The following is a 26,466-nucleotide window of genomic DNA, read 5'->3' on the forward strand; positions in this document are numbered from 1 at the left end:
AGGTCCGGTCGATGACGTTCGGAGGAGCCTTGAAGCGGGACATCTTCGAGGAGGAGCACGACGCGTTCCGGGACGCGGTGCGGACCTTCCTCACGCGCAGCGTCGTGCCGAGGTACGACGAGTTCACCCGGACGGGCGTGCCCCGCGAGGTCTGGCTCGAGGCTGGGGCCCAAGGGTTCCTCGGACCCCAGGTACCTCAGACGTTCGGGGGCGGTGGTGTGGATGACTACCGCTTCAACGCGATCCTGACCGAGGAGCTCGCGGCGGTCTCGGCGGCGCTGGCATCGCAGTTCCAGATCCAGTACGACGTCGTCGCCCCGTACCTGCTCGAGCTCGCGACCGATGAGCAGAAGCAGCGCTGGCTGCCGCGTTTCTGCACCGGCGAGCTCATCACCGCCATCGCGATGACCGAGCCGGCCGGCGGCAGCGATCTGGCCGCTCTCGAGACGCGTGCCGAACGCACGGATGACGGCTGGGTGATCAACGGCTCGAAGACGTTCATCACCAACGGTTCGATCGCCGATCTCGTCATCGTCGCCGCGCGTACCGACGCGACCAAGGGGTCACGCGGGATCACGCTGTTCGCGATCGAGGCCGGCACACCTGGGTTCGACCAGGCCCACCCCCTGCGCAAGATCGGCCAGCACGAGGCCGATACATCCGAGCTCTTCCTCACCGCCGTCACCGTGACCGACGACGCGGTCCTCGGCCAGGTCGATCGTGGCTTCGTGCACCTGATGGAGCGGCTGGCGCAGGAGCGCCTCGGTACCGCCATCGCGAGCCTCAGCCACGCGCGAGCGATCTTCGCGGAGACCCTCGACCACGCCAAGCAGCGGCACGCCTTCGGTCAGCCGATCGGGAGCCTGCAGCACAACAAGTTCCAGCTCGCCGAGCTGCAGACGCTGGCCGACGTGACGCAGGCTTTCCTGGACCGGTGCATCACGTCGCACACCGATGGCGGCCTCTCCCCCGTCGACGCGGCCAAGGCGAAGTGGTGGGCTGCCGACGTCCAGGGCCGGATCCTCGACGTCTGCCTCCAGCTCCACGGCGGGTACGGCTTCATGTGGGAGTACCGCGCGGCGCGAGCGTGGGTCGATGGTCGCGTCGCGCGGATCTGGGCGGGGACGAACGAGGTGATGAAGGAGATCATCGGCCGGGACCTCGGCCTGTGATCGCAGGTCGGAGGTTTGACGCCTCCCCTATTCTAGGGTAACCATTCGCATAGTTAGAGCGACGTCGTCGAGGGCCGCGGCCGGCCCGGGAGGAGGGACCGGTGGACTTCCAGATGAGCGAAGAGCTCGAGAGCGTGCGCAGCTGGGCTCGCGAGTTCGGCGAGCGCCACTGTCCCCGTGAGTACATCCGGCAGCTCGACGACGCGGCGGAGTTCCCCGAGGAGCTGTACCAGAAGATGGCCGAGGCAGGGTTCATGGCCATCGCGGCGCCGGAGGAGTACGGGGGCTCGGGCGGGGACATCATCATGCAGACGATCGTCTGCGAGGAGCTGGCGCGGGCGATGCAGGGCAGCGTCATCGCGTGGTTCACCACGAGCTGCTTCGGGGCGCAATCGGTGGGTGCGTACGGGACCGAGGAGCAGAAGAGCAAGCTCGTACCCGCCATCTGCGACGGCTCCACGAAGTTCGCCATCTCGGTGACCGAGCCTGGCGGCGGCACGGACGTGCTCGGCGCGATGCGCACCCACGCCGAGCCCACGGAAGGCGGCTGGGTCGTCAACGGCCAGAAGGTGTTCACGACCGGCGCGGACGTGGCGGACTACATCCTGCTCTGCCTGCGCACAGGGCCCCCCGAGGACGGCAAGAAGCACAAGGGCATCTCGGCGATGCTGGTGCCAGGCGACGACCCCGGCATCTCCATGGAGCCCATCCGCACGCTGGGACTGCGCACCATCGACTCGTTCACCATCTTCTACGACGACGTGTTCGTCCCGGAGGAGAACGTGCTCGGCGAACCTGGCAACGGCTGGGGCGTACTGACCCACACGCTGAACAACGAGCGCATCCTCACCGCGGCCATGTGCCTGGGCATCGCCCAGGCAGCGTTCGAGGACGCACTGGCGTACGCCAAGGAGCGCGAGGCCTTCGGCCGCCCCATCGGCCAGTTCCAGAGCATCGCCAACTACATCGTCGACATGCAGGTGCGGATCGAGCAAGCACGGCTGCTCACCTACCGCGCCGCCTGGATGCAGTCGCAAGGGCTGCCGTGTGGGCCCGAGTCGACGATGGCGACCCTGGTCGCGTCCGAGACGGTGTCCGCCGTCGCGGACGACGGGATCCAGATCCTCGGCGGCTACGGCTACTCGATGGAGTACGACATGCAGCGGTACTGGCGCGACACGCGCCACCTGCGCATCGGACCCATCAGCAACGAGATGTCGCGCAACTACCTGGCGTCCGCGCTGGGACTGCCCAAGTCGTACTGAGGGTCGCCGGCCGTGACACCGATCGCTGGCGAGGACGAGGGCTCTGCCCGTACCTCGGTCCTGGCGACGGCCGAAGAGGCGGTCGCCCGCATCGAGGACGGCATGACCATCGCGATCGGCGGCCTGCACACGAGCAGCCGCCCGTACAGCCTGATCCGGGCGCTGGTGCGGCGGGGCGTGAAGGACCTGACGGTGGTCGGCGGTGCCATGGCGAGCCTCGACGTGGACCTGCTCATCGGTGCCGGCTGCGTTCGGCGCGTCGCGGCCGGAGGAGTCGGAGCGGCACCGGTCACGGCGATCGGCCCGTGGTTCCGCCGCGCAGCCGTGGACGGCTCGATCGAGGTGTGGGAGACCGACGAAGGCGCGCTGTACCTCGCGCTGCACGCGGCGGCGTTCGGGGTGCCGTTCATCCCCTGGCGCGCGGGGATGGGGACCTCGATCCCCGACCTCAACCCCGACCTGAAGGTCATCGAGGACCCCTTCGGTTCCGGGCCTGTCCTCGCGGTCCCCGCGATCGCACCCGACGTCGCCCTGCTGCACGCGGCCACCGCCGACGAGTTCGGCAACGTCCAGCCGACCGGGCACGGCTTCTCCGACGACCTGCTGCACCGTGCTTCACAGGTCACGATCGTGCAGGTCGACCGCGTCGTGCCCAACGAGGTCATCCGCCAGCGCCCCGAGCGCACCAACATCGCGACCGCCGATGTCGTCGTCGAGACGCCCTACGGGGCGCATCCCGCCGCCTCCCCCGGCGCGTACGTCGTCGACGAGCCCTACCTGGCCGACTACGTCGCGGCCGTGCGCGCAGATGATGACGCGTGGGAGAGCTGGCTGCAGCACGAGGTCCTCGCGCACGGCGCTCACGCCGACTACCTCGAGCATCTCGGCGAGCAGCGACTCGAGGGGCTCCGTGAGCGCTGACGTCGCCGTTCCGACCGCCGAAGCCTCGCCCCTCGAGGTCCTCGCCTGCTTCCTCTCGCGGAGCTTCGAGGACGGCGACCGCGTCGGGCTCGCCTCCGGCCTGCCGGTGGTGGCGTACGCCGGCCTGCTCGCCCACCGGCTCGGACGGCCCAACATGCGCCTGCTGATGGGACTGTCGCTGCAGAACTTCTGGGGACGCGAGCTGCCCGACCGCCTCCACGACGCCGTCGACTTCCGCGGCAGCTACGGCGCCGAGATCTACACCCGCCACTACCAGAACCTCGAGGGCATCCACCGGCGGGCCAACGTGTTCGTCGGCGGGGCGCTGCAGGTCGACGCGTACGGCAACAGCAACCTGATCGGGCTGCGCGGCGACGACGGGCGGATGCGGTTCCGCGGCCCGGGCGCGCTCGGAACCACGACGATGTGCGAGTACGTCCGCACGTGGCACGTGTACGTCAACCGACACGATCCGGGCACGTTCGTCGAGGCGTGTGACTACGTCAGCTGCGTCGGACACGCCTCCGGTGGTCCCGAGGGTCGCGCGGCGGTCGGCCTGCGCGGCTCCGGGCCCACGTACGTACTCAGTCCGCAGGGCATCTTCGACTTCCCCGCCCCCGGACGCCGCATGCGTCTGCGCCACCTGCAGCCGGGCGTCGCGGTCGAGCAGGTCGTGGCGGCCACCGGCTTCGAACTGGACGTGGAAGGAGCCGAGCCGCTCCCCGCACCGACACCGCGGGAGCTCGACACCCTCCGCCGCATCGACAGCCATGGAACACTCAGAGGAACGCCCACCGAGGAGGCGTCACCGTGACCAGCCGCGACTTGCCCAAGCACGTCTTCCTTCCCCGGGTGGAGCTGCTGGATCGAGAGGAGATCGAGGCGCTCCAGACCCGCAAGCTCCGTCGCCAGGTGGAGCGCCTGTACGCCACCAACCGGTTCTACCGCGAGCGGTGGGACCGGGCGGGCGTCACCCCCGACGACATCCGGACACGGGAGGACGTCCGGAGGCTGCCATTCACGACCAAGCAGGACTACCTCGCCGACCAGGAGGCGCATGCGCCGTTCGGCCTCCGCCTCGGGGTGCCCGAGACGGAGGTCTTCGAGGTCACTCTGACCTCGGGGACCTCGGGCAAGGGCCAGGAGATCCACGGCCAGACGGTGCTCGACGCCCACCTGCGCGGCCAGATGACCGCCATCGGATGGGCATGGGGAGGCCTCTCCCGGACCGACAGCGCTGTCTTCCACATCCCAGCGTCCAACTCGGCATCGCTGTACACCATGCTGCGGGGGATCCGTGCGGTCGGCCGCCTCCCCTACCTCGTCGCGCACATGGGGTTCGAGGAGCGGCTGAGGTTCATGGAGACGTTCGGCGTCAACGCGATGTACGCCATGCCGAGCGCCCTCAACGGCATGGCGCAGCTCTGCGACGACCTCGGCATGGACCCGAGGACGGCGTTCCCGGACCTGAAGTTCATCATGACGAGCGCGGAGAGCTGGCCGGTCGAGTGGGTCGGCCGGATGGAGCAGACGTGGGGCGCACGGATCATCGAGGAGTACGGCTCGACCCAGACCAACGCCGCCTACGGCGCCTCCTGCTGCGAGTACGGCGCCGTGGTCGACGGCGAGCGTGGGAACAACCACCTGTTCGAGTGGACCATCCTCTACGAGGTCCTCGATCCTGCCACCGGTGAGCACGTCGCCGAGGGCGAACCGGGCGAGCTGATCATCACGCACCTCGACAAGGAGGCCTCTCCGATCATGCGCTTCCGCACCGGCGACCGCGTCACGTACTACCGCTGGAACCGCTGCCCTTGCGGGCGCCAGTACGACGCCGCAGAGGCTGGCACGATCGGCCGCGTGGACCAGATGCTGAAGGTCAAGGGCCAGAACATCTGGCCGCCCGACATCGACGCGCTGCTGTTCGCGCATCCCGAGATCGACGAGTTCCAGGCGCGCGCCTACATCGGGGAGAAGGGTCGGGACGAGATGGAACTGCGCTTCTCGCTGAAGGCTGGCGTCGACGTGTCCGGCGAGGAGTTCGCGGACGCGCTGACCCGTGAGCTGAAGGACTCGACCAACATCACGTTCCGGGTCCACCACGTCGCGCCCGATGAGCTGCCGCACTTCCTCAGCCCCGACGAGAAGGCGCGGCGCTGGACCGACGACCGTCACACCGGGCTCGCCACCGGCGACGCCGGCTGAGGCCGGGAGGAACAGGATCATGACCGACGACACGCACAAGATGGATCGGCACGAAGCGCTGGAGAAGGCGCGCACGATCTGGCAGCTCGGCAAGGAACTGGAGACGTCGGGCCACCGCGACCTCGAGGCCCGTGCCGCCGAGATCCGCTCCCTGGCGCACTACATGCTCTACGACCTCGACGCCGGCGTGGAGGACGAGCGATGATCGACCTGCACCTCACGCCCGGCACGTGGGAGGACGCCGAGGCGATGGTCGGTGAGGAGTTCGCCCACCAGATGGGCGCCGACCCCGTGAACCGCGCGATGATCCGGCGCCAGCTCGAGGCGCTGGAGTGGGACTGCCCACTGTTCTACGACGATGACGTCGCGCAGGACGCTGGCTGGCCCGGGATCGTCGCCCCGTACTCGATGTACATGACGTTCGCCATGCCCGCGTACTGGGAGCCCGGCGCACCTGCGATCGACCACCCCGTCATCCCTCCCTTCCCCTACGGCGCCGTGCCTGCACCGGGAACCTCGATGATGGCCACCGACACCGCCGTCGAGTTCCACGCCCCGATGCGTCCCGGCGACCTGATCTCGAGCACGTGGAAGCTCGCGGATGTGACGCGCAAGACGACCCGGGTCGGCGAGGGCGCGTTCATGACCTTCGAGGTGACCTACCGCAACCAGGACGGCGACACGATCGCCGTGGACCGCACGACCGTGTTCCGCTACGACCCGGGGCCGACCGATGGCGACTGACAGCCACACCACCTGGGATCACCAGCTCACCATCGGTGACGTCACCGTCGGCGACGAGGTCACCCCGTCGTCGCTCGAGCTGTCGGTCCAGAAGCTGGCCATGATCGCGGGAGCGAACCGCGACTTCGCTCCCATGCACCACGACCCCGAGATCGCGCGGGCGACCGGCGCCCCGACGGCCTACGCCAACGTGATGTTCGTGATGGCCATGATGGAGCGGACGCTGCTGGCGTGGGGCGGCTTGCGGACGCGGCTGCGGCAGCTCGGCCCGTTCCGGATGGTCGACTTCAGCCGTGCCGGCGACACCATCACGTGCCGCGGCACCGTGTCGGAGGTCGACCTCGACGCCGCGACCGTCACCGTCGACGTGTGGCTCGAGTCCGACCCCGAGCGCCGGACCGCGGTCGGGACCGCCACCGTCAACCTGCCGTCCTGAAGGATCTCCCCGCCATGACCACCGACGACGAAGCGGTCGCGCTGCTGCGACGCGCGGTCGACCTCGTGAACCAGGGCCGCGAGGACGAGCAGGCCCGCGAGTGCCTCGCTCTGGACTTCGTGCGCCACGACCTCGCCGGAGTCGCCGAGACGCGTCACGGCCGTGGGTCTGCGACCGAGGCCGCGAAGCAGATCCGGGCCGCGCTCGGCGACATGCAGATCGAGATCGTCGACGCGTTCGCGTGCAACAGCCGGGTCACCGCCAGGATGATCCTCCGCGGACGCCACACCGGCGAGCTGTTCGGCATCGCTCCCACCGGCGGCGCCTTCGCGATCAACGGGCTCGGCATCTACGCGGTCGCCGACGAGCGCATCACGGAGGCGTGGGTGCTCTTCGATCTGCTCGGGGCGCTGCGACAGGCAGGCAGCCTGACAGCCAGAGGAGGGACCACGTGACGACCGTCACCGTTACCCGACCCACACGGGGCATCGCCCAGCTCACCCTCGACCGTCCCGATCGACTCAACGCCCTGTCCCACGAACTCGTCGGCGACCTGCACACCGCCCTCGACGTGCTCGCGACCGATCGCGACTGCCGTGCCATCGTGCTCACGGGGGCGGGGCGCGGTTTCTGCGCCGGCTTCGACCTCATCGACGCTGGGACACCACCCCACGCCGAGGGACTCGATCGGGTCAGCTACGGGATGGTGGAGCAGCAGCACATCGCCACGCTCATCACCCACCTGCGTCGACTACCGCAACCGGTCATCGCGGCCGTGAACGGTCCCGCAGCCGGTGGTGGCCTCGCCTTGGCACTCGGCTCCGACATCCGCATCGCATCACCGTCGGCGACGTTCACCGTCGCCAACGTGAAGGTCGGGCTCTCCGGCTGCGACATCGGGATCAGCTACCTGCTGCCCCGCGCGATCGGATCGACCCGTGCGTTCGAGATGATGCTGACGGGAAGGACCGTGGATGCCGACGAGGCCGACCGCGTCGGTCTGGTGTCGCGCGTCGTCGCTTCCGATGCCCTCCTCCCCCACGCGCTCGAACTGGCGACGACCATCGCGAGCCACAGCCGGTTCGGCATCTGGATGACGAAGGAGGTGATGTGGTCCAACCTCGAGATCACCAGCCTCCAGGCGGCCATCGATCTCGAGGACCGCACGCAGATCCTGGGGACGATGACCGGCGCCATGGAGGAGGCCAAAGCCGCCTTCCGCGAGGGGCGCTCGCCGAGGTTCACGACGTGAGAGAGCGCGTCGTCAGTACGTCACCACGCCGCTGGTGACGTTGAGGTCCGCCCCCGTGATGGCGGACGCCTCCTGGGAACACAGGAACACCACCGCGTCGGCCACGTCCCCCGGCTGCACCAGCCGCCGCAGCGGCGCCTCGGCCTCGAACTCGCGCCGCACCTCGCCGGGCGTGATGTCACGCGCGCCTGCCTGCTGCTCCAGCACCCACGCCATCCTGTCTCCCTCGACGGCACCCGGAGAGAGCAGGTTGATCCGCACGCCGTACGGACCGGCCTCCAGCGCCAGGGTCCGAGTGAGCCCCACGAGCGCCATCTTGCTCGCGGCGTAGGCGCTGCGATGCAGCAGGGGCCGCTTGCCCGACATCGACCCGATGATCGCGATGCTGCCGCGACCCCGTTCGATCATGGCTGGGAGGACGGCGCGGCAGCACAGGTAGGTGCCGGTCACGTTGACGGCGAACGTGGCCTCCCAGTCCTCCGGCGCGATCTGCCACAGCGGCGCGCTGGGCCCACCGACGCCGCTGTTGGCGACGAGGATGTCGACGCTGCCGAACTCCTCCAGCGCACGGGCCGCCATCGCCTCAACCGCATCGACGGAGCGCACGTCGGTCGGGATGGGCAGCGCGCGCCGGCCCAACGCCCGCACCTCTGCCGCGACGGTATCCAGCTCGTCGGCCGACCGAGCAGCGAGCACCACGTCGGCGCCCTCCTCCGCGCACCGCACCGCGATGGCCCGCCCGATGCCGCGCCCTGCCCCCGTGACGACTGCGACCTCGCCCTGCAGACGCACGTCACACCTCCCGCAGCTCGCGACGGAGGAACTTGCCCGTCGGGGTCTTGGGGAGCTCGTCCAGGATCTCGACCAACCGCGGGTACTTGTAGGCCGCCATCCGTTCACGGCAGAACGCGATCAGCTCCTCCGGCGTGACAGCTGCCCCTTCCATCAGCGAAACGAACGCCTTGACGGTCTCGCCCCGGTAGTCGTCCGGGACGCCGACGACCGCGGTCTCACGGACGGCCGGGTGCTGGTAGAGCACGTCCTCGACGTCGCGCGGCCAGACCTTGTAGCCGCCCGCGTTGATCAGGTCCTTCTTTCGGTCCACGATGAAGAACCAGCCGTCCGCATCCATGAACCCGACGTCGCCGGTGTGGAGGCGACCGGCGGGCAGCGCTCGTGCCGACTCCTCCGGCTTCTCCCAGTAGCCCGGGACAACCATCGGTCCGGAGATGACCAGCTCACCGATCTCCCCGACCGGAACCTCGTCCTCTCCTTCGACGTCGATGACCGTGACCGCAGCGCCGGGCACCGGGAGCCCCACGCTGAGCGCCCCCGTACCCGGGTCGACGGGTCCGCGGACAGCCAGCGGGGTCAGGTGGCTGGGTGAGGTCGTCTCGGTCAGTCCGTAGATGTTGTGGATGTACGCACCCGTGAGCCGCTCGAACCGCTCGACGATCGCAGGACTGACCGGAGCGCCACCCGAGGCGACCTTGGTCATGCTCGACAGGTCGCGGTCGGCGAGTCCCGGGTCATCCATGAGCGCGATGAAAACCGTGATGGAACCCACGACGAACGAAGCGCGCCACCGTTCGGTGAGGCGCAGCGCCTCCTCTGGGTCGAAGCGGTGGAAGAGCACCAGCGGGGCGCCCGTCACCCAACTGACCGCCAGGTGCGCCACCAGGCCCGTGATGTGGAACAGCGGCGCCACGCCGAGCACGACGTCGCGGTGGTCGAGCTGGAACCAGCTGGCGTAGACCTGCGCGGTGTACGCCATACCGCTCTGGAGGTTCATGGCGCCCTTGGGGGGACCGGTCGTGCCGGACGTGTACGTGAGGACCGCGACGTCATCCGGCGACGGTCGCAGCGGCCTGATGACCGTGCCAGCCTCGAGGATCACCCCGAGGTCGTCCGTGTCCGGGCACGGCTGCTTCGGACCGACGCTGCGTGACACTACGTCCGGCAGCGGGTGTGGGAGCACGTCGGAGGGATGCGTGGTGATGACGCGGGTGACCGGCGTGTCCTCGATGACGTCCGCGACCACGTCGTGGTAGAGGCTCGTCAGGCACACCAGCACCGATGCGCCACTGTCGTTGAGGTGGTAGGCGAGTTCGTCACGCTTCAGCATCGGGTTGAGCGCAACCGGGATGGCACCTACCTTCCAGGCGGCCAGCAGAGCGATCGCCCACTGCGGGTCGTTCTGGAGGTAGATCCCGATGCGCGCCCCGGCCTCGAGGTTGCCGGCCCGCAGCGACGAAGCGAGGGCGTCCGAGTGCCGCTCCACATCCGCGAAGCTCAGGGTGTGGTCGAAGTAGTGGATGCAGGCACGCTCGGAGAAACGGTCCACCCTGTCGTACCACGCATCGAGCATGGTCCGGTATCGCACGGCGAGAGGATCACTGACGTGATCGGGGTACGCGTCGCGCCACGGCCGAGCCGCGTAAGGAGATCGACCGTCAGACCTGGTCGAGGAGGACACCTCAGTTCGAGTTCGCGATGTCGTCACGCGGAGTACCCGAACTCCATGATCCACCGCCTCACCGATGCCTGCGTACTATACGCATAGATGCTCGATCGAAGTCCTAGGTCACGATCGGTGATGGGGCCATCGACACGCCGAACTAGACCATGACTGGTACATCACCGTGCAGGGCCGCTACCTCGATCAGACCGCTGGGTTATCGCAGAACAGGCCTGCTTGCGCCCCGCAGTCCGGCGGCTCGACTCCGATGCTGGGTGCGGATGGCACGATGGGCACTAGCACGTGAGACGGGAACGCCTCCCCGTAGTGGAGCGTGTTGGTCGCGGGCGCGTTGAGCGGCATGTAGGTGTTCACGCGGGCGACGGGATCGATCCCGCCCGGATAGAGGATGTCTCGGTAAGCGTCGCCGTGGGTCTGCATGGGCATGATCGTCACAAGGTGCGGCGGGTGCAGGGCCGCGACGAAGTACTGGACCATGCCGACGTACGAGAGCCCGTACATCGCGACCGTGCCATCGCTCCATGGTTGCGCTGCGGCCCACTCGATGACGTCGTAGCCGTCCCTTGCCTCGGTCGCCGACAGCGGGTCGAGGTAGCCCTGCGAGCAGCCGGAACCGCGCACGCTGACCTCCAGCACTGCGTAACCGCGCTCGACCAGTTCGACCGCTCGGGCCGTGTTCAGCGACGCGTTGGAGTGGAAGCCCTCGCCCTGTCCGTAGGGACCGTACTCGAGAAGTGTCCCGACGCGTCCGGCCGGTAGATGGTCGCGCGAAGCTGAGTGCCGTCGCGGGTCGTGATGTACACCGGGCTGTCGGTCTTGACACCGTAGGCAGGCGCTGTGGCGTGTGCCGCGCCGCTGCTTCCGAGCACGAGCAGCGCCAGCACGCTGGCGAGGAGGTTCATCGGTCGTCGATCACGCAGCATGCCTACTCCCAACGGTCACCGCCTGCGGCGCTCGCGAACGGAGGGGCCGGCCAAAAGCAGCAGGGCGGCGGCGAGGGCAGAGCCGGACGCGCCCGTGGTGGGCAGGGGCTGACTGGCGGCCTCGGTGGAGGCTGCGACCCTTGCAGCCCCCAGCGGGGTGGAGGTCGGGGCCGGACCCAGCGGACGGCCCCCGGGTCCGTCGTTGAACGTCGGCCAGGTGCCGATCGGCGGCTGCTGGCTGACCCCCGGCTTGTTGTAGTCGCACACCCCGTCCGGGAACGCGGCCTGCATCCTGGCCCACTGGGCATCCGTGAACGTGACGTCGTAGTCGCCGCGGTCCAGGGGCTCGAGCTGGCACTTGAGCACGTCGTTGGTGGCCGGCGCGCCGGACACGATCCGGGGGCTGGCGCCGTATGGCATCGCTGTTCGACACGTCTCGGGATCCGTGACCCCCTGGCCCGCGATGTTGCCGTCGGGGAAGCACACGTCGACCAGATCCTCGGAGCGGGCGCGGGCGATCCTCACCGCCTTTGGGGCGTCGCTGGTGTCTGCTTCGACGTTGGTCAGCCACCGATCCATCTGACCAAAGACGTAGTCGGTGGTCTGATCGGTCGGGGTGAAGCCGGCTCCAGCAGCACGCACGATGACGTGGTTGTCGGCGTGGCCGTTGGCACGGACCAGGCGCTCCCGCATCGTGAAGGAGTGATAGTCACTGTGCACCTCGGCCGGCGACCACACACGGAAGTCGATGATCGCGGTCTCGGACAGCCCCCGGGATCCGTGGGTGACGCGTCCTGCCTGGTAGGCGATGCGGAGCGCCTCTGGGTCGGCTGCGGTGCGTTCGGTGATATGCCGGTAGTCGATGTCGAATCCGCCAATCTTCTCGTTCATATCCACGAATTGCTCGACCGTGATGGCCCCATCCTCCAGCGCACCAAGCCCGTACTGCACGCCGATGTTGTCGTAGGGCCGGCCCGCGAACCCATCGGCACGCTCGTTGCCGTAGACGTTGCTCATGAAGTCCTGCACGGTGCAGCGAACCCCGTCTGGGTTGGTGTTCGGGTCGTATACCCAGTCCGGTTGCTCGGCGACGGGTCGGTCCGCGAACTCCATCCCCCACGAGTCCGGGAGGTCACCGCCGACACAGCCGAACCTCGGGTCGAAGAGCTGCCACCCGAACGCGAAGACCTCCGCCCACGCCGAGCAGACGGTCGGCAGAACCTCGCCCATGACGGCATTGCGGGCGTGGTGGTCGGCCCACAGGTGAGGCGATCGACGGTCCATGTAGCGTTCGAGCAGGTCGCAGTCGATGTACTGCTGCACCGGGGACCAGTCGTCCGGGAAGCTGCAATAGGGCAGGATCCCGTCGTACAGGCCCGGGTACGACTCGGCGATCTGGTGCACGTTCACCGAGCCGCCCGAGCAGCCGATCCCGACCGTGAAGCGCGGCACCCCGTAGGACTCGGTGAGGTGCTCTTTGACCATGGCGGTGGACTCTGCGGATGTAACGGTATTGAAGTTGTTGCCCAGGATGCTGAAGGAGGTCGAGGCGACCGCCCAGCCACGCGACAGCGCCCGGTGGTCCAGCACGTCCGCCGGCAGGAGCTGGCGGTGGTCGGGATAGCCGTTGCCTCCGTGCTTCCAGTAGAGCTTGCCGTTCCAGCCACGCTGATCGATCCACGGCGACCAGTCGGGCTGCTGTGGGTCATATAGCACGGCGATGTCGTAGATCGCCCGGTCGATCACCCCGCGTTCGCGGCGGACGATGTAGGGCAGGGTGTGGCTCTCGTCGGTGGTGGTCGTCGCGACATCCGAGGGCGGGTCCGCCGGGTCCTCGAGCGGCTCGAAGCTGCCGGTCACCGTCGACCGGTAGAAGAAATCGAACGTCGTCGGGGCGGAGCAGTCCTCGTCGGTGGCCTCACCCAGGCCTGCCTCGAGGGTGGAGCACAGAAACGGTTCAAGGTGCGGGCCGGAGAAGATCGGACCCTCCACGGGATGGTTGACAACCTCCAGCGCTGCCCCGCGCCCGTCCCCCAGCCTCGCCGTGATCGTGCTGGTCCCAAGCGGCAGGCCGTCCACCAGGGCTGTCGGCCGCCCGTCCGGCAGCGCCCGGACCGGCACCTGTCTTCCCGCCACCTCCACCACGACATCACCGGCTCTCGCTGGCCCTCGTACCGCCACCAGCGCGTCACCCCCGGACACGAGATCGGCACGCGACGACAGCACCTCGAGCGCCACCCCGCCGGGGGTGGCGCCGCCCTCCGCCGCCGCGGCCACTACCGGCACCGCAACAGCCAGCATCGACGAGACCACGAGCCCCCAGCCCAAATGCCGCGTGCCGCCGCTCACCAGAACTCGAGCGTGCATCCCACCCTCCGGTGTCAGGCTCTCCCAGGATTTCTCGACGACGATACTAGACTATAGACGCTGGTACCGTCAATCGTCTACAACCTTCGGGGTGCAATAGCGAGTGAACGGCACGGTGCGTGGGCATCCCAGTACGGCACGCGCATGAGCCACCGCGGGTTCGGTTAGAGAGTCTGGGTTCCCTGGGTTCCGTAGAGTCGCGAGGATTCTCATGCTGCTGGGCTGTTGGATCGAGGGCACGAGCTTGCTCATGACCTCGACCAGCACTGTGTCCCGCTACCGCTACCGGCCCACCCACGCAGCAGCGCGTTCACGCGGAGCAGCAACGCCGTGGGCGGGATGGGTTGGACTCCGAGCTCCGGTTGCGGAGGTCTTCACGGAACGGTTGGGGTTCAGCCCTGGGACGTCGTCACGTCTCCGCGCGCTTGGATCTGCGGCGGCGGCCATTGCCGTCGCCGCGTGTGTCAGGGGCGGTCGTGATGCCGTGCAGGATGATCGAGGTCAGCTCTTCGAACGCGTTGGCCTCGGAGGTGGCCAGGCTGCGTAGGACGCGCGGATGCTGGAGGCGGGCGAGGCCTGCATCCAGCGTCTGCGCGACGAGGTACGGATGGACCGGGCGGAACACGCCTCTGTCGATCCCCTCCTGGATGACGCCACTGAGCACCGTGGCGGCGAACTCGTAGTGGGCGTTGAAGAGACGACGTGCCGGTCCGTGGTTCTCGATGTCTTCGGCGAAGGACACGCTGACGGAACGGATCTCCGCGATCGCGACGCCCATGAACGCCTGCACACGCTCGATGGGGTCATCCAGTTCTCGCAGCTGCTCATGAGCGCGTTTGCCCATGCGCTGCAGGAGCCGATCGAGCACGAGCAGGACCAGTTCGTCTTTGCTGTCTGCGAGTTCGTAGAGGGTGCGCCGTGAGCACCGCAACCGCTCGGCGAGATCTCCTACCGTGAGGTGCCGGAATCCCTCTTTAAGGATGATGGTTTCCAGCCCCGTGAGTATCTCCTCTTGGCGCTCGGTGAAGGGACCGGCTGCTATCGGTGCCGGCGGCGGCATTCGCGGGGCGAGGTCGGTGGCGAGATCAGACATGGGGAGAAGCTCCGTGGTATCGGATTAGGAACTAAGGTACCGCCTACTTCGCCCGTCTCGGACGACCCCGCGGGTGGCTCTCGGTGTTGGACCTAGTCGTCGCCGGTTCAGAAGCTCGTCCTCCAGCCAGGATCCGGTGTAACCCAGCGGCCATCCACGCAGCATCTGGTTACGCTGACTGCGTCGGCGCCCGAGCGATCTCCGGGGCCGAACCTCGGCGGTGGCACGTAGGGGGTCTGCCAGCCGTTCATCTTGGTTTCGATCGCGGACACGAACGTCTCCCTCGTCAGGCTCTGCCCGGTCTGTTCCAGCGCCTCGATGTAGAACTGCGTCATCACGTAGATCAACACCATCGCGTCTTCCGTCTCGGCCCCGGAGTCCGGGTAGTGCTTCTGCATGACCTGGGCGAACTCCCGGCCCACCGGTGTCTCGAGAGTGGGCGCTACCCCGAGCGTCTCGATGCCGTCGGCGGCGCCGCCGGTGGCCGTGGCGGTGATGTCGAGGTTCCAGCTGGCCCCCACCCCGGTCCAGATGGGGTCGTAGCCGAGCGTTCGGCCGTCGCGCAGCATGCACGATGCCCCGATGGGGCCCGCCATGACGAACACCACACCTACGTTGCGTGATTGCAGGTTGTTCACTTCGTTGGCGCAGGTCGCCTGGTTTCGATCGATGGGTTGCTCGAAGACAACCTCGAGGCCCTGTTCCGCGGCCGTGGCTTTGAAGACTTCCTTGGCATCTTGAGCCGGGCCGGAGGTCTCGAACACCACCGCGATGGTCCGGTCACCGGCACGCAGGTGGTTCTTGATGAAGCCTGGGAGGATGCGCGCCTGGGTGGTCCAGTACGGGAAGGGTGTGAACGTGTACCGCAGCTGCCTGGCCTGCTCGCCGGAGATGTTCCCTGCTACGAAGGGCACCCGGTCCTGTTCCACAAACCCCGCCAGGATCTCGTTGCTCTGGCTGATCAGGGAGAGGAACGCGAAGGTCTCGTCGCGGGCGCGACGCTCGTTGGCTCGGATGGTGCCGGCGTCTCCGGTGCCGTCGTCATAGGACTTGACCGCGAGTTTGCGGCCGTGGATACCACCTCTCTCATTGACCTCGTTGAAGGCGGCCTGTACCACGAGTTCGGCGTTACGGGCGTAGGTCGCGTAGGCACCGGTCTTGGGGTAGAAGAGCCCGAGCGTCACCTGGCCTGGCGTCACGCCTACCTCTCGGACCTGTTCCTGGGATGGTGGAGGTTGTTCCGGAGCTGGGCTCTCCTCAGCGCCGCGGCCCTCCTCGCTGTCCCCGCTGGTAGGGGCGGGCCCAGCGTTGCTACCTCCTGGCTGTGCTGCGGAGCCTGGTTGCGAGCCCGGCGCGCTGGTGTTCGCCAGGGGGGGCGCGGTCCTGCCGGGTTCTGTTAGCGCCGTTGCCCCGGATTCCGTGGCCGTCTCCGTCGGTGCGCTTGGTACCGCAAGCTGGTTGACGTCTCCGACGTCCGGGGCGGCGGCTTGGCCGTCGGTGACGCTGATGCCGGCGTTGCGGTACTTGCCCACCGAGCCGGCGCAGGCGGAGAGGGTCAACGTCAGGACGACCCCGATCGACAACGTCGTGACGGGGAACGGACGGCGTGTGACGTGCTCGCGAGTGGCGATGATGTTCATGGCTGTCCTCACATCAGGTGTCCGTTGCGGGAGTCGTTCCGGCGTGACCGCCCAGATAGAGAGCCGCGATCCGCTGGTCTTCGCTGAGGTTGGCGGCGGTTCCCTCCAGGGCGACGCGTCCGCGTTCGAGTATGTAGGCGCGATCCGCGACGCGGAGTGCCGCGCGGGCGTTCTGTTCGACCATGAGCACGGAGGTGCCCCTGTGCCGGATCTCGGTCAAAGCGTCGAAGACCTGCTCCACCAGCACCGGCGCCAACCCCAACGAGGCTTCGTCGACCATCAGCAGCCGCGGTTGCGCCATGAGCCCTCTACCGATCGCGAGCATCTGCTGCTGCCCGCCCGACAGGGCTGCGGCTATCTGATGGCGTCGTTCCGCGAGCACGGGGAAGAGCTCGAAGACCTCACCGAAGGAGGCTGGATGGTCGTCGTTGCGCCGGCGTGCGTACGCGCCCATCCGCAGGTTCTCCTCCACCGTCAGGTCGCCGAAGATGTGCCGGCCTTCCGGCACGTGGACCAGCCCCGCACGGACGCGGCGGTAGGCGCTGGTGCTGGACATGTCCGCACCGTCGAAGTGGATCTCGGCATCGGAACGCACGAGCACACCCGAGATCGTGCGCAGCAGGGTCGTCTTGCCGGCACCGTTGGCCCCGAGGACCGCGATCAGTTCCCCCTGCCCCACATGCAGGGATAGGTCGGTCAGGACGGCGACGCTGCCGTAGCCGCTGGTTTTGATGGTGGCGTCGAGCAGTGTCACTGCGAGGCTTCCGTGGCGGTCGTTCCCAGGTACGACTCGATCACGCGCTCGTCGTTGCGGATCGCCTCTGGGGGACCTTCCGCGAGCACGGTTCCGAAGTTGAGGACGTAGAGATGGTCGACCACGTTCATGGCGAGTCCCATGTCGTGCTCGATAAGCAGGATCGCCAGGTCCCTCTCGGCGTGGATGGTGCGCAGCGCCTGGCCAAGCTGCGCGGTTTCCTCGGGTCCGACGCCGGAGGAGGGTTCGTCGAGCAGTAGCAGTCGGGGGCGGCGCAGGAGCACGCATCCCAGCTCGACCAGCTTGGCGGTTCCGGTAGGCAGGTCTCGGACGGACGCACCCAAGAGGTCGGTGAGCTCGAGCAACTCGATCACGCCGAGGCGCTCCTCCCGGTCTCGTGCTTCGCTGTGTCGGGCGGTGGGTGTCAGGAGGCCCACCAGTTCCTCGCCCAGCCAGCCCACGTCTTGCGCGATCCGGAGGTTCTCGTCGACGGTGGCGAGCTTGTCCAGGCCGACGTTCTGGAACGTGCGGCCGAGGCCGGCCCGGGCCCGCCGGTCCGGGGGCCAGGCGTTGATACGACGGCCCGCCAGGCGGACGCGGCCCCGGTCGGGATGCACGAAGCCGCTGACGACGTTGAACAGGGTGGTCTTGCCCGCTCCGTTGGGGCCGATGAGGCCCACGAAGCCGCGCCTTGGTACGTGAAGACTGACGCTGTCCAGCGCACGGACGACACCGAACTGCACGGTGACGTCAGCCAGCTGCAGGATGGATCCTCGCCCACGGTCGTGAGCACGGCTTGGTCGTCCGCTGCGGTTGGGGGTCACGCGACCCCCTTCACTCGCGGGTCCGGTGTCGGCTCATCGAGTGCCTCGCGGATCGCGACCACATCGTCCTCGATGTCGTCGAAGCGGTCACGGAGCTCCTCCAGTGCCTCACGCATGGCGCGCGTGTCGTCATAGCTGTGCATGCTCGTGCCGATCATCACCAGCGCGATCCCGCCGATCCCGCCGCTGGCGAGGTAGGCGAGCTGGACGGCGACCACCGGCGTGGACTGAACGCCTACCCAACCCCCTGCGATGGTGGCGAGTCCGGCGGCGATCACGATCCAGCCCAGGGCTTTGCGTGGGGGCATGTCAGACCTCCTCTGTGGATACGCGTGTGTCTGTGGCGGACGTTCGGTGGTGTGTTAGGCGTCGGATCAGCTGGCTGATGGCGTGCAGCTGCCCGTTGATGCCGCGCGGTTCCACGAGGACGACCAGCAGGATCCCCAGCGGACCCAGCAGGCCCACGATCCGCCCCAGATCACCGAGCAGGATCGGCACGGCGCCCAGAGCCGCGGCGGCGAGGAGCGAGCCCCACACGGGTCCACGACCACCGAGCAGGACCGCCGACAGGTAGAGGATCGAGTGGCCGGGCGGGAAGACCGCGGGTCCGGCTTGGCCGATCGCCAGAACGGTGATGCCGCCCGCCAGTCCCGCGGTGGCGCCCGCGAACAGGAACGCGAACAGCTTGTGCGCGCCGACGTTGATGCCGTAGGAGGCGGCAACCTCCTCGTCGTGAGCCACGAGCCGGCTGGCCTCACCGATGGCCGATGCGCCCAGCCGTCGGGTGGCCGCGCTGACGGCCACCACGAGCAGGATCACGGGAACGACGAAGGCGTTGCTGTCGCGTATGTCGAAGCCGAGGAACGAGAAGTCGGCCAGGGGCACGCCAGCGCTGGATGGCACCAGCCACGGTTGGACGAACAACCAGCGATCGGCGGCGAAGCCGAATGCCAGCGTGGTGATCGCTAGCGCGAAGCCGCGGATGCGCAGGGCCGGTAGGCCGATCGCCAGGCTGGCCAGGACGGCGGCTGCCATTCCGGCGAGCACCGCGAGCGGGAGCGGCAACCCGACGTCAGCGTTTACGCGGGCGGTCACGAACGCGCCGATGCCGACGAAGGCAACCTGTGCCACCGACACCTGACCGGTCCAGTGGACCAGCGCGTGCAGGCCAGAGGCGACGAGCATGGTGATCCCGGCCGTGATGATAACGGCGTTGCCGAAGCTGCCGAACAGGCGAGTTAGCAGAACCAGAGCCGCTGCGACTAACAGCGGCGCCGTGAGGCCGGCAACCCGTCTGGTCGTCGCCCATCCCACGGGGGATGCAGCTGTGCGGGGCGGCCGCTCGGTTGTGCTGGTGTCTGCGGTCATCAGACCGTCCGTCCGGCGAGTTGCGTGGGTCGTAGGGTCAGGACGGCAACGATGACCACGACGAGAACCGCCTCAGGCAGGCCCGGTTGGTTCGTGATCTGGGTCAGGGCGGACTCGGCCATCCCCAGCGCCACGCCGGCCCCGAGGCTGCCCGCGACGTTGCTCATCCCTGCCAGTAGCGCCGCGGCGAAGCCACGGATGGCGAGCAGTGTCATGAAGAAGACGTGGAAGCTGACGAGTGGAGCCACCAGCACGGCGGCCAGTCCGGCCAGCGCGCCGGCGACCGTCCAGGTCACAAGGTCGACCAGTAGGACGTTGACGCCCATCAGCTCCGCGGCGTACGCGTCGGTCGCGCTGGCGCGGAACAGCAGACCCGCCCGCGTGTAGCGGAACAGCGGTACGAACAACACCGCGAGCACCACTAGGGTCACAAGCACGAGCAACCGTGGCCCGACGAAGCTCAATCCCAATACGTCTAGGCGGAGATCGGCAAGCGGTGCCGGAGCGAAGTAGGGAGTCGGCCCCCAGATCTCCAGCCCGACGAATAGCAGTACGCCGGCAACCGCCAGCGTGCCGATCAGCATGGTCAACGGCTCGTGTCGGCGCTTGGCCAGAACCAGCAGCGTGGCGCCTCCGATCACCCCCGCGGCGGCGACGCCGACCATCGCGGCGGTGAAGTAGGGCCAGCCTCGCTCCGTTGCGAGCGTGTAGGCGAGGAACGCACCGATCATCCCGGTCTCGGCGTTCGCGAAGTGCAGCGTGCGTGACTTCTTGAACACCAGTGCCAACCCGACCGCGACCAGCCCGTAGATCGCGCCGATCACCAGCCCGTTCGTCAACACGGAGCGCACGTCAGCCTCCCTGCGCTGTTCGGTTCACAGGAACTCCTCGCGGCTGCGGATGAGCTCCAGGACGGCTCCTCCCGCCCGTCCCATCAGGCCCAGCGATCCCACCCCCGCCAGTGCGAGGTAGACCCCGGACAACGACACCGTTCGTGTGTCCGACGTCTCGGGAGCCGCCGCAGAGACGGTGGTCTCGGGTCCGGAGGGCCGCGGCTGGACTCCAGGGCTGGGCTCCGCGACGAGCGGGGCGGCTAGCTCCGGCGCTGGCCCAGGCTGACGGGGTGGCGGTGCTGGCGCGAACGTCGGCAAAGGCTCAACGGCAGCGGTGGGGCTGGGGCTGGGAGTCACGCTGGCTTGTGGGGGCGGTGCTGACGGCGGCGGGTCGGGCGGCGCTGGGCTCGCGTCGTAGGCGAACGTGGCGCCGTCGCGCAACGCCGAGCGGAACACGACCTGGTAGCTGGTCGCACCGGCCTCCGGGTCGGGAGCGATGACCAGGCCGTGCGCTTCCGCCGCAGCGAGATCCGACACCAGTGGCGTCAGGTCGAAGTAGAAGCGGTTCGCCTCGACCTCCAGGATGCCCGGTACCGCGGTGCCGCCGCAGTCGTCCTGAGGGCGGTCCTGCCACGCCATCGGCGCCCCAGGTTCCCAAGTCCCGGTCACCACGCACGCGATCAGGTGCGCCTGGTCCACGTTGAGGTTCTGGGCCTCAGGATCGATGCCTAACGAAAGGTCGAGCCGGGATACCGGTGCCGCGCCGCTCGACGGAGGCAGCACGACGCCGATGTAGGCGACCTTGTCTGGCTGAGCCGTCCACGAGACCGGTAGCTGATCCTCCTGGATACCGCTGAGCGGCGAGAGCGAGGGGGCGCGTTCGTCCTCCAGGCGCCATGCCCATCCTTCTTGGGACACCGTGACGTTCTCTTGAGCCAAGCCGGGCACCGAAGCGACCGTGATGACACCTCCGACCGCCAGTGCAGCGCCGAGCGCCGCGTGCACAAGCGGCCGCATCGTCAGTACCTGTTCCGCGCTGCGGACTTGTCGGTCACCGCGAGCCCACGCACCCTGTCCCTCCTGACGGAACCAGGCGGGATACTAATCGAGAGATTGTAGTACCGCAAGAGGTTTCGAGGTTCACAGTCCGAGCGAGCGCCCGATCAGCTCCTTCATGATCTCGGTGGCGCCGCCATAGATGGTCTGAGCGCGACTGTCCACGTAGAGCTTGGCGATGGGGTACTCGCCCATGAACCCGTAGCCGCCGTGCAGCTGAACGCCCGTGTTGACCGTGTGCAGCTGCAGCTCGGTGGTCCACCACTTGGCCATCGCGGCCTGCTCGGCGGTCAGCTCACCGTCGAGGTGTGCCGCGACACAGCGGTCCACGAAGACCTGTGCGATCTGCATCTCCGTGGCGATCTCCGCCAGCCGGAACCGGGTGTTCTGGAAGCTGCCGATCGTCTGCCCGAACGCGGTGCGCTGGGTGACGTACGTCAGGGTCAGTTCGAACGCACGCCGGATGGCACCGAGCGCATTGATCGCCAGAACGAGCCGCTCCTGGGAGAGGTTCTCGACCAGGTAGTAGAAGCCGCGACCCTCCTCCCCGAGCCGGTCGGTCACGGGCACACGCACGTCGTCGAAGAACAGCTCCGAAGTGTCCTGTGCCTTCATGCCGATCTTGTCGAGGTTGCGTCCCCGGGCGAACCCCGACATGCCGTCCTCCACCACGAGCAAGGTGAGGCCGCGGTGGCGGTCGCCGGAGGTCCTGGCGACCACGATCACGACATCTGCCAGTTGACCGTTAGAGGTGAAGGTCTTGGAGCCGTTCAGCACGTAGTGGTCGCCGTCACGCACGGCACGCGTAGCGATGCCAGCCAGGTCGCTGCCGGCACCGGGCTCGGTCATCGCGATCGCACCGATGAGCGTGCCTGCCACCATGCCGGGAAGCCAGCGCTGCTTCTGTTCGGCGGTACCGAGCTTCTGGATGTAGGGCGCGACGATGTCGCTATGCAGAGAGAAGAAGGGCCCGGTTGCCAGCGACCAGGACTGCTCTTCGGCGAGGATCGCAGGGAACCGGAAGTCGTCGACGCCGGCTCCACCGTACGTCGGCTCGACGCTGTGGCACAGGTGGCCCTCGGCCCCGGCACGTTCGAAGACCGCGCGGTCGACCACCCCCGCCTCTTCCCATGCGGCATGGTGGGGCACGACCTCCTTGGCGAGGAACGCGCGCACGCTTTCGCGGTACAGGTGGTGCTCCTCCTCGAAGAGGTCGCGAGCCAGCATGCTCAGACCTTCTCGTAGAGGGTCACCACGGCGGCGCCCCCGAGACCGATGTTGTGCTGGACGGCTCGAGTCGCACCGTCGACCTGGCGTGCTTCGGCCTCGCCACGTAGCTGCCAGGTCAGCTCGGCGCACTGAGCGAGACCCGTGGCGCCAAGCGGATGCCCCTTGGAGATGAGCCCGCCTGAGGGGTTGACAACCCAGCGTCCTCCGTAGCTGGTCTCGCCTGCCTCGATGAGCTTGCCGCCTTCGCCCTCGCCGCACAGGCCCAGCGCCTCGTAGGTGATGATCTCGTTGGGTGAGAAGCAGTCGTGCAACTCGATGACCTGCGCATCCAGTACGTCGAAGCCGGCTTGTTCGTAGGCGCGGCGAGCAGCCGTGGCGGAAAGGTCTGCGCCAACGACCTTTATCGCATCGCCCTCATAGGACGATGCCAGGTCCGTGGCCATCCCCTGCCCCGCGATGTGGACCGCCCGGTCGTCGCAGTCGAACCGCGAGAGGGCGTCCTCGCTCATCAGCACCGCCGCAGCCGAGCCGTCGGACGTGGGGGAGCACTGCAGCCTGGTCAGCGGCGCGTCCACCATCGGGGCGGTGAGGATCTGTTCGAGCGTGTAGACGTCCTGGAACTGGGCATAGGGGTTGTTCGCGGAGTGTCGGTGGTTCTTCTCGGCGACCATGGCGAACTGTTCCACCGTCGTGCCGTACCGGCGCATGTGGTCATCCGCAGCTCGGGCCCACATCTGCGGGGCCATCGGGGCGTCGGTCGGATCGTGCAACTCGTGCAATCGTGAGACGTGCCGGTCCAGTGGAGAGGCGCGGTCGTGCGCGTCGAGGGAGAGCGAGCCTCGCTGCATCTTCTCGAACCCGACCGCCAGCGCTACATCGACGAGGCCTCCGGCCACCGCCTGGCGCGCCAGCCACAGGGCGGTCGATCCTGTGGCACAGTTGTTGTTCACGTTGGTGATCGGCACGCCAGTGTGGCCAAGTTCGTAGATCGCGCGCTGTCCCGCGGTCGACGGGCCGTACACGTAACCGACGTGGACAGCCTCGACGTCGGTGTACCGGACGCCGGCGTCCTCCAAGGCTCGCTCGCTGGCTACCCGGACCATGTCGGGGTAGTCCCACGCACTGGTTCCGGGTTTCTCGAACTTCGTCATGCCGACACCAGCGACGTAGACGGCACGGGTCATCCGTCGGCTCCTCCGTTGAGGGATCCGCCTCGGAGGTTGCGCGCCCCCGAGTCTTGACAACTACTACTTGTACGGTACCAAGCTATAGCCTATAGTACCGTCGTAGGTCTTCCAAGTGGGGAGTGGCGGAAGTGCTCTTCGAGCGTCAGGTGGGGCGGGTCGTGGTCGCCGATCCAGATGGTGGCGGATCTCCAAGGAACGACCAGCGCCGCGGGCGGCCGACCGCGCCAGACACGACCCGAGCCTGACGTGTCGATCGACCCTGTCGCCGCGATGGCCGCCAGTGTGCTGACGTCCGAGTCCAGTTGGGACCCAGACGACGTGATCCTGTACCACTTAGGGGTTGGGGCGGGGGTCGGTCCCGGTCGAGCCACAGACGCCAAGGAACTTGCGTACATCTATGAGCGCGACCTCAAGGTCCTGCCCTCGTTCGCCGTCGTCACCATCCTGGAGGCCGTTGCCGACATCAACGTCGTCGATGGCATCGATATCGCCCTGTCGCGGGTCCTCCACGGCGAGCATCACCTCGAGCTGCATCGACCGCTCCCCATCTCCGGAAGGGTCCGGAGCACCTCCAGGGTCTCCGCGGTCTACGACAAAGGCAGCGCTGCGCTGCTCTTGCTCGAGATGCAGAGTTCGGACTCCGACGGTCCGCTGTTCACCAACCGCTTCTCGATCTTCGCGAGGGGTGAGGGCGGGTTCGGTGGGGAGACGGGGCCCAAGGCTGTCGAAGACGTGCCGAAGCGACAGCCGGACGCGGTCGTGAGGTCCTCGACGTTGGAGCACCAGGCTCTGCTCTACCGCTTGACCGGCGACAAGAACCCGCTCCACGCCGACCCGTCCTACGCCGCGAAAGCGGGGTTCGATCGACCGATCCTGCATGGCTTGTGTACCTATGGCGCGGTGTGCAAAGCGGTCGTCGATGAGCTGCTCGACGGCGACGTGACCCGTGTCGCGTCCTACCAGGTCCGCTTCGCCGGTGTCGTCTACCCCGGCGAGACCATCGTCACGGAGATGTGGCGAGAGGCGGATCGCATCGTCGTCCACGCCACGACCACCGAACGAGGGACACCCGTGCTGTCGAACGCATCGGTAGCACTGCGCTGAACATGCCCGACTCGGAACAGGAGAGGAACATGAGGATCAGCCAGACGCTCGCCCGCAACGCGCAGGTCGCACCCCGAGACACCGCGACCATCTTCGGAGACCGGCGCAGAACCTGGCCGGAACACCGAGACCGCGTCGCCCGACTCGCCTCCGCCCTGCGTCGCATGGGCATGGGAGACGGTGACCGCGTAGCGATGTTGGCGCTGAACAGCGACCGCTACCTCGAGTGGTACTTCGCCGTCTCATGGGGCGGAGGCGTCGTGGTGCCGATCAACATCCGTCTCGCTCCGCCGGAGATCGTTCACTGGTTGACCGACTCGGGGGCATCCATCTTGTTCGTCGACGACACCTTCCTCCCAGTCGTGCCCAAGCTCCAGGAAGCAGTCAGCACGCTCCGCCACGTCGTCCACGTCGGTGATGGCGATCCGCCCGAAGGCACGGACGGTTTCGAGCAGCTGATAGCCGACAGTGACCCGATCCCCGCCAGCGAGGGACGCGGTGATGACCTCGCGGGCCTCTTCTACACCGGCGGCACCACGGGCAGGTCCAAGGGCGTGATGCTCAGCCACAACAACCTGCTCAGCAACGCCTTCCACCTCGTGCCTGCCGTCGGCTTCGGGCCCCAGACGGTCTACCTCCACGTCGCTCCGATGTTCCACCTCGCCGACGCTGCCGGCATGTACGCCGTCGCGCTCGCCGGAGCCACCCACACCTTCGTTCCCGCTTTCGCCCCGGCTGCGGTCATCGAAGCGATCGAGGCTCACCGGGTCACCACGACGCTGCTCGTACCCACCATGATCGCCGCTCTGACCCAGGTCCCCGATGTGGAGCAGCGGGACCTGTCGTCGTGGGAGCAGCTGCTGTACGGCGGTTCGCCGATGTCGGAAGCTCTCATCGATGGCATCTTGAAGCTCGTACCGCAGCTGAACCTGGTTCAGGCCTACGGCCAGACAGAGGCCGCACCGGTCGTCACGCTGCTGCCTCCAGAACGTCACACCTTCTCCGGACCCCTCGCTGGCAAGACCCGATCGGCAGGCCAAGCAGCCTTCGGTGTCGAGGTAGCGATCCTCGACGAGGAGGACCAGGAGGTGCCGCGAGAGACGGTCGGGCAGATCTGCGTCCGCGGAGACAACGTCATGATCGGCTACCTCGACCGGCCCGACGAGACGGAGACCGCGCTCCGCAACGGCTGGCTGCACACAGGAGACGCTGGCTACATGGATGACGACGGCTTCGTGTTCGTGGTCGACCGTCTCAAGGACATGATCGTCACCGGCGGAGAGAACGTCTACACGGCCGAGGTCGAGAACGCACTGGCTAGCCACGACGCCGTGCTCGAGTGCGCCGTCATCGGGATACCGAGCGACGAGTGGGGCGAGCAGGTACACGCGATCGTGCGGATCGCGCCCGACTCGGACGTCTCCGAAGCGGAACTCCTCGCTCATTGCAAGGAACAGATCGCCAACTACAAGTGCCCTCGCAGCGTCGACATCAGACAGGACGAGCTACCGAAGTCCGGTGCAGGCAAGATCCTCAAGCGCGAACTTCGCGCCCCCTTCTGGGAAGATCAGGACCGCGCCGTGCACTAGCAAGCCTCAGTTGACGACGGAGCG

25 protein-coding genes and 1 pseudogene are annotated in these 26,466 nt (G+C 67.8%); 12 read left to right on the top strand and 14 right to left on the bottom strand.

Translation table 11 applies throughout. The annotated features are described in order from the left end of the window. Nucleotides 1-29 precede the first annotated feature (29 nt). The 10 genes from KY469_14500 (at nt 30) to KY469_14545 (ending at nt 7,995) form a co-directional block, all read left to right on the top strand. Entirely contained in the window at nt 30-1,172 is a 1,143-nt protein-coding gene (locus tag KY469_14500) for an acyl-CoA dehydrogenase family protein (GenBank protein ID MBW3664308.1), read from the top strand. Nucleotides 1,173-1,273: 101 nt separating this feature from the next. Next, a complete protein-coding gene (locus KY469_14505) occupies nt 1,274-2,437 on the top strand; it encodes an acyl-CoA/acyl-ACP dehydrogenase (GenBank protein ID MBW3664309.1) in 1,164 nt (387 codons plus the stop codon). Nucleotides 2,438-2,449: 12 nt separating this feature from the next. Further along, entirely contained in the window at nt 2,450-3,358 is a 909-nt protein-coding gene (locus KY469_14510; protein MBW3664310.1) for a hypothetical protein, read from the top strand. After that, nucleotides 3,348-4,172, top strand: coding sequence for a hypothetical protein (locus KY469_14515; GenBank protein ID MBW3664311.1), 825 nt, complete (start codon nt 3,348-3,350; stop codon nt 4,170-4,172). The genes KY469_14510 and KY469_14515 overlap by 11 nt, the downstream gene beginning before the upstream one ends. Beyond that, a complete protein-coding gene (locus KY469_14520; protein ID MBW3664312.1) occupies nt 4,169-5,563 on the top strand; it encodes an AMP-binding protein in 1,395 nt (464 codons plus the stop codon). Before KY469_14515 ends, KY469_14520 begins: the two co-directional genes overlap by 4 nt. A 19-nt stretch (nt 5,564-5,582) precedes the next feature. Then, nucleotides 5,583-5,768 carry a hypothetical protein gene (locus KY469_14525; GenBank protein MBW3664313.1) on the top strand — a complete coding sequence of 62 codons (186 nt, stop codon included), beginning with the start codon at nt 5,583-5,585 and terminating at the stop codon, nt 5,766-5,768. Next, complete coding sequence (locus KY469_14530; protein ID MBW3664314.1) at nt 5,765-6,307, top strand: MaoC family dehydratase N-terminal domain-containing protein; 543 nt, start codon at nt 5,765-5,767, stop codon at nt 6,305-6,307. Before KY469_14525 ends, KY469_14530 begins: the two co-directional genes overlap by 4 nt. Next, nucleotides 6,297-6,743, top strand: a complete 447-nt coding sequence (locus tag KY469_14535; protein MBW3664315.1) for a hypothetical protein — start codon at nt 6,297-6,299, stop codon at nt 6,741-6,743. Before KY469_14530 ends, KY469_14535 begins: the two co-directional genes overlap by 11 nt. Nucleotides 6,744-6,757: 14 nt before the next feature. Then, the gene (locus KY469_14540) at nt 6,758-7,198 is read left to right on the top strand and encodes an ester cyclase (protein ID MBW3664316.1); all 441 of its coding nucleotides are present in this window, start codon (nt 6,758-6,760) and stop codon (nt 7,196-7,198) included. Then, nucleotides 7,195-7,995, top strand: a complete 801-nt coding sequence (locus KY469_14545; protein MBW3664317.1) for an enoyl-CoA hydratase/isomerase family protein — start codon at nt 7,195-7,197, stop codon at nt 7,993-7,995. Before KY469_14540 ends, KY469_14545 begins: the two co-directional genes overlap by 4 nt. A gap of 12 nt (nt 7,996-8,007) precedes the next feature. On the opposite strand, the gene KY469_14550 is transcribed toward KY469_14545, so the two are convergent. The 14 genes and pseudogenes from KY469_14550 to KY469_14615 form a co-directional block, all read right to left on the bottom strand. Beyond that, on the bottom strand, nt 8,008-8,787 hold the full coding sequence (locus tag KY469_14550; GenBank protein ID MBW3664318.1) for an SDR family oxidoreductase: 780 nt from the start codon (nt 8,785-8,787) through the stop codon (nt 8,008-8,010). A 1-nt stretch (nt 8,788) separates the two neighbouring features. Next, on the bottom strand, nt 8,789-10,363 hold the full coding sequence (locus KY469_14555) for an AMP-binding protein (protein MBW3664319.1): 1,575 nt from the start codon (nt 10,361-10,363) through the stop codon (nt 8,789-8,791). Nucleotides 10,364-10,657: 294 nt separating this feature from the next. Continuing rightward, nucleotides 10,658-11,227, bottom strand: a pseudogene (locus KY469_14560) (CocE/NonD family hydrolase). A gap of 185 nt (nt 11,228-11,412) precedes the next feature. Next, nucleotides 11,413-13,698 carry a hypothetical protein gene (locus KY469_14565; protein MBW3664320.1) on the bottom strand — a complete coding sequence of 762 codons (2,286 nt, stop codon included), beginning with the start codon at nt 13,696-13,698 and terminating at the stop codon, nt 11,413-11,415. A gap of 475 nt (nt 13,699-14,173) precedes the next feature. After that, on the bottom strand, nt 14,174-14,857 hold the full coding sequence (locus KY469_14570) for a TetR/AcrR family transcriptional regulator (protein MBW3664321.1): 684 nt from the start codon (nt 14,855-14,857) through the stop codon (nt 14,174-14,176). A 107-nt stretch (nt 14,858-14,964) separates the two neighbouring features. Continuing rightward, the gene (locus KY469_14575) at nt 14,965-16,056 is read right to left on the bottom strand and encodes an ABC transporter substrate-binding protein (GenBank protein ID MBW3664322.1); all 1,092 of its coding nucleotides are present in this window, start codon (nt 16,054-16,056) and stop codon (nt 14,965-14,967) included. 454 nt (nt 16,057-16,510) lie between these two features. Next, the gene (locus KY469_14580) at nt 16,511-17,245 is read right to left on the bottom strand and encodes an ABC transporter ATP-binding protein (protein ID MBW3664323.1); all 735 of its coding nucleotides are present in this window, start codon (nt 17,243-17,245) and stop codon (nt 16,511-16,513) included. A gap of 2 nt (nt 17,246-17,247) precedes the next feature. After that, nucleotides 17,248-18,075, bottom strand: coding sequence for an ATP-binding cassette domain-containing protein (locus tag KY469_14585; GenBank protein MBW3664324.1), 828 nt, complete (start codon nt 18,073-18,075; stop codon nt 17,248-17,250). Then, a complete protein-coding gene (locus KY469_14590) occupies nt 18,072-18,383 on the bottom strand; it encodes a hypothetical protein (protein ID MBW3664325.1) in 312 nt (103 codons plus the stop codon). Before KY469_14590 ends, KY469_14585 begins: the two co-directional genes overlap by 4 nt. Before the next feature lies 1 nt (nt 18,384). Further along, complete coding sequence (locus tag KY469_14595; protein MBW3664326.1) at nt 18,385-19,443, bottom strand: branched-chain amino acid ABC transporter permease; 1,059 nt, start codon at nt 19,441-19,443, stop codon at nt 18,385-18,387. Beyond that, nucleotides 19,443-20,294, bottom strand: a complete 852-nt coding sequence (locus tag KY469_14600; protein MBW3664327.1) for a branched-chain amino acid ABC transporter permease — start codon at nt 20,292-20,294, stop codon at nt 19,443-19,445. Before KY469_14600 ends, KY469_14595 begins: the two co-directional genes overlap by 1 nt. 24 nt (nt 20,295-20,318) lie before the next feature. Beyond that, nucleotides 20,319-21,293, bottom strand: coding sequence for a hypothetical protein (locus tag KY469_14605; protein ID MBW3664328.1), 975 nt, complete (start codon nt 21,291-21,293; stop codon nt 20,319-20,321). 123 nt (nt 21,294-21,416) lie between these two features. Then, nucleotides 21,417-22,565, bottom strand: coding sequence for an acyl-CoA dehydrogenase family protein (locus tag KY469_14610; protein MBW3664329.1), 1,149 nt, complete (start codon nt 22,563-22,565; stop codon nt 21,417-21,419). Beyond that, nucleotides 22,562-23,746: a lipid-transfer protein gene (locus tag KY469_14615; GenBank protein ID MBW3664330.1), complete on the bottom strand. Its 1,185-nt coding sequence runs from the start codon at nt 23,744-23,746 to the stop codon at nt 22,562-22,564. The genes KY469_14610 and KY469_14615 overlap by 4 nt, the downstream gene beginning before the upstream one ends. Nucleotides 23,747-23,923: 177 nt before the next feature. Here KY469_14615 and KY469_14620 point away from each other — a divergent pair, with 177 nt between their 5' ends. Beyond that, nucleotides 23,924-24,853, top strand: coding sequence for a MaoC family dehydratase N-terminal domain-containing protein (locus KY469_14620; protein ID MBW3664331.1), 930 nt, complete (start codon nt 23,924-23,926; stop codon nt 24,851-24,853). Nucleotides 24,854-24,882: 29 nt separating this feature from the next. Next, nucleotides 24,883-26,442, top strand: coding sequence for a long-chain-fatty-acid--CoA ligase (locus tag KY469_14625; protein MBW3664332.1), 1,560 nt, complete (start codon nt 24,883-24,885; stop codon nt 26,440-26,442). Nucleotides 26,443-26,466: the final 24 nt, after the last annotated feature.

It is taken from the genome of Actinomycetota bacterium (assembly GCA_019347575.1).
In the GTDB taxonomy this organism is placed as follows: domain Bacteria; phylum Actinomycetota; class Nitriliruptoria; order Nitriliruptorales; family Nitriliruptoraceae; genus JAHWKY01.